Origin of the sequence: Parvibaculum sp. (assembly GCF_040882025.1) — a bacterium.
In the GTDB taxonomy this organism is placed as follows: domain Bacteria; phylum Pseudomonadota; class Alphaproteobacteria; order Parvibaculales; family Parvibaculaceae; genus Parvibaculum.
The window spans coordinates 1-7,910 of sequence record NZ_JBBECC010000021.1 but is presented as its reverse complement, the minus strand read 5'-3'; the positions used below and the strand labels follow the sequence as shown (position 1 = coordinate 7,910).

Here is a 7,910-nt window from a genome sequence, read left to right as displayed (position 1 = left end):
GCGGAAGCCGGGCGCTTGCGCAGCGCGAGCTTGTAAATATCGGCCGCCCCCGGATGGTCCTTGTAGGCGGCCAGCCAGTCGCGCAATTCGGCATAGCGCGTGGTGTAGTGCCGGCCCATATATTTGACGTGAAGGACATGGCCCGTCAGCCGGCGGTCCTGCAACTGCGCGGCGAGCTTGTCGGCCTCCGCGAAGCGGCCGCGCTCGGTGGCGGCGAAAATCTGCCGGTAAAGTTCGCGGTCGGCGCCGGTCAGGATTTCCGGGCTCCAGATGCGCGCCTGCGGCACCGCCGGGGCCTCGGCATGAGCCGGGAAGGCCAGGGCCAGGGCGAACAAAAGCGCCGCGAGTCCGGCCGCCGCATATCCGGCCATTCTGGCCGAACGCACAAACCGTTCCCGCCGCGTCGCCGCGATTTCGATGAAAACCCCCCGATGGCTCATGGCGGCCATCTTGGCGGGCCGAACCCCGGCCGGCAAGCGCGCTGTGCCGGAATGGAACGGGAACGGCCGGCAAAAAGAGCCGCAGCGTTAACGGGCGGGGAGCGCGTCGAGCCGCGCCTTCAGCGACTGAAGATCCCGCCATGCCAATCTTTTTTGGGCCGGCTGGCGCAGCAGATAGGCCGGATGGAGCGTCGGCAGCGCCGGAATCTCGCGTCCGCCCGAATTGTACGCCGACCACTTGCCCCTGAGCCGCGTGATGCCGGTGTCGGTGCGCAGGAGCTGCTTGGCCGAGACACCGCCCAGAAGCAGCAATATGTCGGGCGCGACCAGTTCGATATGGCGTTCGACGAAAGGCATGCAGACGGCGTGTTCGGCCGGCGTCGGCGTGCGGTTGCCGGGCGGCCGCCAGGGCAGCGTGTTGACGATATAGACGGATGTGCGGTCGAGTCCGATTGCCGCCAGCATCCGGTCGAGCAACTGGCCGGCGCGGCCGACAAAAGGCACGCCCTGCAGATCCTCGTCGCGGCCCGGCGCCTCGCCGACCAGCATGATCCGCGCTTTCGGATTGCCGTCGGCGAAAACGAGATTCTTCGCCGTGTAGCGCAGCGGGCAGCCCTCGAATGCCGCGAGCGCGGCGCGCAATTCGTCAAGCGTGGTGCAGGCGGCGGCGATTTCGCGCGCACCTTCCGCCGCGCGCACATCGTCGAGCGGCATCGCGGGGGGCGTTGCGGCGCGGGGCGCGGCCGGCGCCGGCGTCCCGCGCGGATCGGCGCGCGGTGCGGCTGACGCAGCGGGCACCGCCACAGGCGTCGCGGCCGCTTCGGCGAGCGCATAGCGGTCGACCGGCGCGTCGGCCAGCGCCTCAGTGACCCCCGCCTCGACATGGAAGGCAAGCAGCGCCGCCGCCTCGTCGGGCGTGAGAGGTTCGGATGATGGGCCGGATCGGTTCATGGATCGCCTTGCGAGGATCGGGCTTCTGTTTGACGCTCTCGGGGAGCCCCTTACACTCAACCGGTGCGGCGGACGCGTTGAGAATAACATGCAAGTGGGCCGCTGCGCGCTATTGGCCCCAATATATTGACCAAAGGGGCCATCCGCACCATAACGGACCCGATTTTGAAGAGGCCGAGGCGCGGCAGGCGGCGCCGAAGGCCAGACGGAAAGAGGCGGCGAGGAGAGGCTGAATGAGCGAGCAGGCGGTCGAACGCGAATATATGGAATATGACGTCGTGGTTGTCGGCGGCGGCCCGGCGGGCCTTTCGGCGGCGATCCGGCTGCGTCAGCTCGCCGCGTCGGAAGATTTCGACCTGTCGGTCTGCGTGATCGAGAAGGGCTCCGAAGTCGGTGCGCATATTCTCTCGGGCGCGGTGATCGATCCGATCGGCCTCGACACGCTGTTTCCGGACTGGCGCAACATGGACGCGCCGGTCGATACGGAAGTCACGGCCGACCATTTCATCTATCTCGGACCGGCGGGGGGCTTGCGCATCCCGAACATTCTCTTCCCCCCGCTGATGAACAATCACGGCAACTACATCGTCAGCCTCGGCAATGTCTGCCGCTGGCTTGCCGAACAGGCCGAAGGGCTTGGCGTCGAAATCTATCCGGGCTTTGCCGCCGCCCAGGTGCTTTACGGCGAAGACGGAGCGGTGCGCGGCGTCGTCACCGGCGACATGGGCGTGGCGAAGGACGGCTCGCACAAGGACAGCTACACGCCGGGCATCGAGCTGCGCGGCAAGTACACCTTCTTTGCCGAAGGCGTGCGCGGTTCGCTGTCGAAGGAGCTGATCCGCAAGTTCAAGCTCGACGAGGGCCGCGAGCCGCAGAAATTCGGCATCGGCCTCAAGGAGCTCTGGCAGGTCGATCCGTCGAAGCACCGCAAGGGCCTGGTGCAGCACACGCTGGGCTGGCCGCTCGACAATTCGACGGGCGGCGGTTCCTTCCTTTATCACTTCGGCGACAATCTGGTGTCGGTCGGTTTCGTCGTTCACCTGAATTACAGCAATCCTTATCTCTCGCCCTTCGACGAGTTCCAGCGCTTCAAGCATCATCCTTCGATCGTGGGCACTTTCGAAGGCGGCAAGCGCATCGCCTATGGCGCGCGCGCGATCACCGAAGGCGGTTTGCAGTCGGTGCCGAAGCTGACCTTCCCGGGCGGCGCACTGATCGGCTGCTCGGCCGGCTTCGTCAATGTGCCGCGCATCAAGGGCAGCCACAATGCGATGCTGACCGGCATCATGGGCGCCGAAGCCGCCTTCGAGGCGGTGCGCGACGGCAGGCAGGGCGACGAACTGACCGCCTATACGGAGGCTTACGAAAAGAGCCCGGTTTACAAGGACCTGAAGCGCGTACGCAACGTAAAGCCGCTGCTGTCGCGCTTCGGCACCTTCCTCGGCACCGGCTTCGGCGCGCTCGATATGTGGATGAACAATCTCGGTCTCGGCCTGCCTTTCACGCTGAAACACAAGAAGCCCGACTATGCGACGCTGAAGAAAGCGAGCGAATGCAAGCCGATCGCCTATCCAAAACCCGATGGCAGGATTTCATTCGACAAGTTGTCTTCGGTGTTCATTTCGGCGACCAATCACGAGGAAGACCAGCCGGTTCATCTGACGCTGAAGGACCCGGCAATCCCGATCGCCTACAATCTGCCGAATTACGACGAGCCGGCGCAGCGCTATTGCCCGGCCGGCGTCTATGAAGTGGTGCGCGACGCGGACGGCGCCAATCCGCGCTTCCAGATCAACGCGCAGAACTGCGTTCACTGCAAAACCTGCGACATCAAGGATCCCGCTCAGAACATCAACTGGGTGGTGCCGGAAGGCGCGGGCGGGCCGAATTACCCGAATATGTGAGAGATCGGCGCCCGGCATGCCTGTTTCCGGCGCGTGCGCTCCTGTAGGCTTGTGACGGTCGCCGTGCCGGCGGCCGTACAAGACAGTATCGGAGGCAAGGCCCCCATCATGGCCGCTACAAGTACCGCGCCCACCGGCGCAATTTTCCTTCCGCACGCGTTGAAGCGTGTCGCGCTTGTCGCGGTGCTGGCGCTGCTGGGCGGCTGTGCGGGGCTCGGCACGTTCGGCGGCCTCGGTGCAAAGCGCGGCGAGACGCCCTATGGCGCCTATCTGGCGGGCCGTCATGCGGCCTCGGTCAACGATCCGCAGAAAGCCGCCGCGTTCTACGACGCGGCTCTGCGCGGCGAGCCAAACGATCCGCTGATCCTCGATCGCGCCTTCATGGCGGCGTTGACCGCCGGCGACATCGACCGCGCCGTCGGGCTGGCCGAGCGCCTGGTGGCGATCGAACCCGGTCAGCGCATGGCGCGGCTGACGCTGGCGCTGGCGGAGATGAAGAGTGGCGATTTTGCCGGTGCGCGCGAGCAGATTTCGGCCTCGGCGCCAGGGCCTTTCACCGCGCTTGTCGGTACGCTGACATCCGCCTGGGCGGCGGCCGGTGAAAGCGACAAGGAATTGATGCTCGAAAAGATTGGCGCTTTCGAAGGGCGCACGGCCTTCGCGCTTTTCCGTTCCTATCATCAGGGTCTGATGCTGGATCTGCTGGGTGACGCGGCCGGTGCCGACGAAGCCTATGCGGAGGCGATGAACGCCAGCGGCGGCTCGAGCGTGCGCGTCGTCGAGGCTTATGCGAGCTTCCTGCAACGCGAGGGTCGCGTCGACGAAGCGCGTTTGGCGCTGGAGGGGTTCCTTGCTTTTGCACCCGACCATCCGCTTGTGCTTGATCATCTCGCGCGTCTGTCCAGGGGCGAGGCGCTGCCGGTTCAGGTGCGCAGCGCCGCCGACGGCGCAGCAGAGGCTCTTTACGGTCTTGGAAGTGCATTGATGCAGGACGCATCGAGCGATCTGTCGGAAGTCTATCTGCATCTTGCGCTCTATCTGCGTCCGGACTTCGACATAGCCCGATCGCTGCTTGCGGGCACCTATGAGGCCCGCGGACGCTGGGACGAGGCCATTGCGGCTTACGGCAAGATCGGCCGCGCCTCGCCGCTCTACATGAACGCCCGCATCCAGACCGCCATGGCGCTCAACCGGCTGAACCGCGAAGACGAGGCGATCGCGACGCTGCGGCGTCTCGCCCGCGACAAACCCGAAAGCATCGATCCGCTGGTTGCCATCGGCGACATTTATCGCGCGAAGGAAAATTACGCCGAGGCGATCGTTCAATACGAGCGCGCCATCGTGCTTTCGGGCGCACCGTCCGAGCGCGACTGGACGCTCTACTATGCGCGTGGCATCTGCTTCGAGCGTCTCGGCGAGTGGGACAAGGCCGAAAACGACTTGAAGCTGGCGCTGAAGCTTTCCGACGACCACCCGCTGGTGCTGAACTATCTCGGCTATTCCTGGATCGAACAGCATCGCCATCTCGACGAAGCGCTGGCGATGATCGAGAAGGCGGTAGAGCGGCGGCCGAACGACGGCTTCATCGTCGACAGTCTCGGTTGGGCCCGCTACCGGCTGGGCGAGTATGCCCTCGCCGTCAAATATCTCGAGCGCGCGGTCGAGCTGCAGCCCGACGATCCGACGATCAACGAACATCTGGGCGACGCGTTGTGGAAGGTCGGCCGCAAGATCGAGGCCCGCTTTCAGTGGAATCACGCCTTGGTCATGGACCCCGAAGAAAAGCGGGTCAGACTGCTGCGCACCAAGCTCGATTTCGGCCTTGAAGCGGCCGAGGGCGCCGAGCGCGAGGCAGCCGGAATAGGCGCGGCGGAGCTTTGACGCGGTGGCCGGCGCGGACATCCGCCAGGTTGTTGAAGAGGCGCCTGCCAAGATCAATTTGAGCCTGCGGGTCATGGGCCGGCGCACCGATGGCTACCACGAATTGCAGAGCCTCGTCGTTTTTGCGCATTGCGGCGACCGCGTCATGGCCGAGCCGGCGGATGAGCTGACACTGGTAATGCGGGGCCCCTTCGCGGCGGCGCTCGCTGGCGATCCCGACAATCTGGTGCTGCATGCGGCGCGTCTGTTGCGCGAGCGGACGGGGGTAAAGGCGGGCGCCCGCCTGGCACTCGAGAAGAACTTGCCGGTTGCCTCCGGCATCGGCGGCGGTTCAGCCGACGCGGCGGCAACCTTGCGCGCATTGGTGCGGCTTTGGGGAACCGATCCCGGCGCGGCCGCGCTCAGGGAAATGGCCCTGTCGCTCGGTGCCGATGTGCCGGTTTGCCTCGATGCGCGTCCTGCCATGATGAGCGGCATCGGAGAGAAAATCGTCCGGCTCGCGACGCTGCCGCGCTTTCATTTGGTGCTGGTCAATCCGGGCATCGCGCTCTCGACTGCCGAAGTGTTCCGGGGGCTTTCCGCTCCGTTACTTGAAGGCATGCCGGTGGCGCCGACCGTCCCCACTTTTGCCACGCTTGACGAGCTGGCGGCATGGCTTGTCGGCGCGGCGAACGATCTCGAAGCGCCCGCAAGGCGTCTCGCGCCGGAGGTGGGCACGGTTCTGGCGGCGCTCGAGGCAAGCGGAGAGTGTCGTCTTGCCCGCATGTCCGGTTCGGGCACAACCTGTTTCGGGGTCTACGCGCGGGAAATGGCGGCGCGCGCTGCGGCCGCCACGATCGCGCAAGCGCATCCCGACTGGTGGACAGTCGCCTGCGGCGTCAGTGATTGCGGTTGATGCAGAACTCGACGAGCTCGGTGAGCGCCTGCCGGTAGTCGCTCTCGGGAAAGATCGCCAGCGCATCGATGGCGATGGCGCCGTAGTGACGGGCCCGGAGGATCGTATCGGTCAGCGCGTCGTGCTTCTGCATCAGTTCGATCGCCTGTTCGAGATCGCCCTCGCGCCGCTCTCCGTCCTGCAGTGTGCGCTGCCAGAAGGCGCGTTCCTGCGCCGAGCCGCGGCGAAAGGCGAGGACGACCGGCAACGTGATCTTGCCTTCGCGGAAATCGTCGCCGACATTCTTGCCGAGCGCCGCCGCGCGGCCACCATAGTCGAGCGCGTCGTCGACAAGCTGGAAGGCGATGCCGAGATTGCGGCCGTAGGATTCGAGCGCGGCCGCCTCGCTGCCGTTGCGGCCCGAGATGACCGCGCCGATTTCGGTGGCGGCGGCGAAAAGCGCGGCCGTCTTCGCCTGGATGACGCGCAGATAGGCATCCTCGGTGGTGCCGGTGTCCTTGGCGGCAGCAAGCTGCATCACCTCGCCCTCGGCGATGACGGAAGCGGCGTCGGCGATGATTTCGAGCGCCCGCAGCGACTTCGTCTCGACCATCAGCTTGAAGGCGCGGCCGAGCAGGAAATCGCCGACAAGGACGCTTGCCTGATTGCCCCAGAGCATGCGCGCGGTCTTCGTGCCGCGCCGCATATCGCTCTCGTCCACCACGTCGTCGTGGAGGAGCGTGGCCGTGTGCAGGAATTCGACGGTGGCGGCGAGCTTGATGTGATCGGCGCCGTTATAGCCGCACATCCGGGAGGAGGCGATGGTGAGCATGGGTCTCAGACGCTTGCCGCCCGAATTGATGAGATGGCTGGCGAGTTCGGGAACCATCGGCACCTCGGAAGCCATCCGTTCACGGATGAATTCATTGACGGCCTCCATATCCCGGGCCACCAGCGCCTGAAGCTGCGCCACGGCATTCTGACCGCGCCCGCGCTCTTCCTCGAGGGGAACAACAACGCCCAATATCCGCTCCTCAAATTTCGCTGCGCGGGCTCAATCTCCAGGCCCTGCATGTGATATGCTGTCGCAAGAGCGAGCATAGGTTGGCGGGTGCGGAGCGGCAAGGGCCGGAGGCCATTTGTCGCAACGCGACGGGCGCGAAACGGAGGCGGCATGAAGGAACTGATCAGAACGGGAGATCCGGTCTTCATCTCCTATCTGACGCACCGTCTCTCCGAGGCTGGTATCGAAAGTTTCGGCATGGATGCCCACATGCAGCGCTCGCTTGGCATCCTTCCTCAGCGTATCATGGTGGTTGACGAGGACTATGACGAGGCACAGCGGATTCTCGACCAAGTGAGGCGCGAAGGATGAGCAGCAGCGCGACAGACGATATTGCGCCGAGCACCACCGATGACGGTTTTCTCGGTAACCGGCTGAAATTGCTGCAGCCGGAAAAGGGTTATCGCGCCGGGCTCGATGCGGTGCTGCTGGCGGCCTCGGTGCCGGCGCGGGAAGGCGAGCGCGCGCTGGAAGCGGGTGCCGGCGTTGGTGTGGCAAGCCTCTGCCTTGCGGCGCGTGTGCCCGGCCTCGAAGTGGCGGGGCTCGAACTGCAGCCGGATCTCGTGCGCCTCGCCGAACGCAACATCGAACGCAACGGCTTGAGCGGGCGCGTATCGATCCTCGAAGGCGATATCGGTCTCTCGCCGCGCGATCTTGCAGCACTGGGGCTCGAGCCCAACAGCTTTCATCATGTTTTCGCCAATCCGCCTTTTCACGATCCGGCGACAAGCCCGGCGCCGCCCGACGCCGGCAAGGCGCAGGCGCATTTGACGCTCCGCTCCGACCTCGACGACTGG

General features: G+C 65.4%; 8 protein-coding genes. 5 read left to right on the top strand and 3 right to left on the bottom strand.

Features of this window, described 5'->3' with window-relative positions; genetic code table 11:
- On the bottom strand, positions 1–440 hold a 440-nt coding region (locus WEB61_RS01950), incomplete at its 3' end, for a hypothetical protein (RefSeq protein ID WP_368062648.1).
- Positions 441–527: 87 nt separating this feature from the next.
- On the bottom strand, positions 528–1,391 hold the full coding sequence (locus WEB61_RS01945) for a uracil-DNA glycosylase family protein (protein WP_368062647.1): 864 nt from the start codon (positions 1,389–1,391) through the stop codon (positions 528–530).
- Positions 1,392–1,624: 233 nt separating this feature from the next.
- Here WEB61_RS01945 and WEB61_RS01940 point away from each other — a divergent pair, with 233 nt between their 5' ends.
- The 3 genes from WEB61_RS01940 (at position 1,625) to WEB61_RS01930 (ending at position 6,071) form a co-directional block, all read left to right on the top strand.
- Complete coding sequence (locus WEB61_RS01940) at positions 1,625–3,295, top strand: electron transfer flavoprotein-ubiquinone oxidoreductase (protein WP_368062646.1); 1,671 nt, start codon at positions 1,625–1,627, stop codon at positions 3,293–3,295.
- Between the two features lie 108 nt (positions 3,296–3,403).
- A complete protein-coding gene (locus WEB61_RS01935; RefSeq protein ID WP_368062645.1) occupies positions 3,404–5,176 on the top strand; it encodes a tetratricopeptide repeat protein in 1,773 nt (590 codons plus the stop codon).
- A 4-nt stretch (positions 5,177–5,180) separates the two neighbouring features.
- Positions 5,181–6,071 carry a 4-(cytidine 5'-diphospho)-2-C-methyl-D-erythritol kinase gene (locus WEB61_RS01930; RefSeq protein WP_368062644.1) on the top strand — a complete coding sequence of 297 codons (891 nt, stop codon included), beginning with the start codon at positions 5,181–5,183 and terminating at the stop codon, positions 6,069–6,071.
- On the opposite strand, the gene WEB61_RS01925 is transcribed toward WEB61_RS01930, so the two are convergent.
- Positions 6,055–7,074, bottom strand: coding sequence for a polyprenyl synthetase family protein (locus WEB61_RS01925; RefSeq protein ID WP_368062643.1), 1,020 nt, complete (start codon positions 7,072–7,074; stop codon positions 6,055–6,057). The genes WEB61_RS01930 and WEB61_RS01925 overlap by 17 nt on opposite strands.
- A 150-nt stretch (positions 7,075–7,224) precedes the next feature.
- Between WEB61_RS01925 and WEB61_RS01920 the strand changes: the two genes are divergently transcribed.
- Both WEB61_RS01920 and WEB61_RS01915 read left to right on the top strand, forming a co-directional pair.
- Positions 7,225–7,425 carry a DUF2007 domain-containing protein gene (locus WEB61_RS01920; protein ID WP_368062642.1) on the top strand — a complete coding sequence of 67 codons (201 nt, stop codon included), beginning with the start codon at positions 7,225–7,227 and terminating at the stop codon, positions 7,423–7,425.
- Positions 7,422–7,910 (top strand): tRNA1(Val) (adenine(37)-N6)-methyltransferase (locus tag WEB61_RS01915; RefSeq protein ID WP_368062641.1); only part of this gene is annotated, 489 nt, incomplete at its 3' end. The genes WEB61_RS01920 and WEB61_RS01915, both read left to right, overlap by 4 nt.

Bases quoted from the DNA above. Each gene is read 5' to 3' on its own strand.
- WEB61_RS01940 (WP_368062646.1), top strand. From the start codon at position 1,625: ATGAGCGAGCAGGCGGTCGAACGCGAATATATGGAATATGACGTCGTG.
- WEB61_RS01935 (WP_368062645.1), top strand. From the start codon at position 3,404: ATGGCCGCTACAAGTACCGCGCCCACCGGCGCAATTTTCCTTCCGCAC.
- WEB61_RS01945 (WP_368062647.1), bottom strand. From the start codon at position 1,391: ATGAACCGATCCGGCCCATCATCCGAACCTCTCACGCCCGACGAGGCG.
- WEB61_RS01920 (WP_368062642.1), top strand. From the start codon at position 7,225: ATGAAGGAACTGATCAGAACGGGAGATCCGGTCTTCATCTCCTATCTG.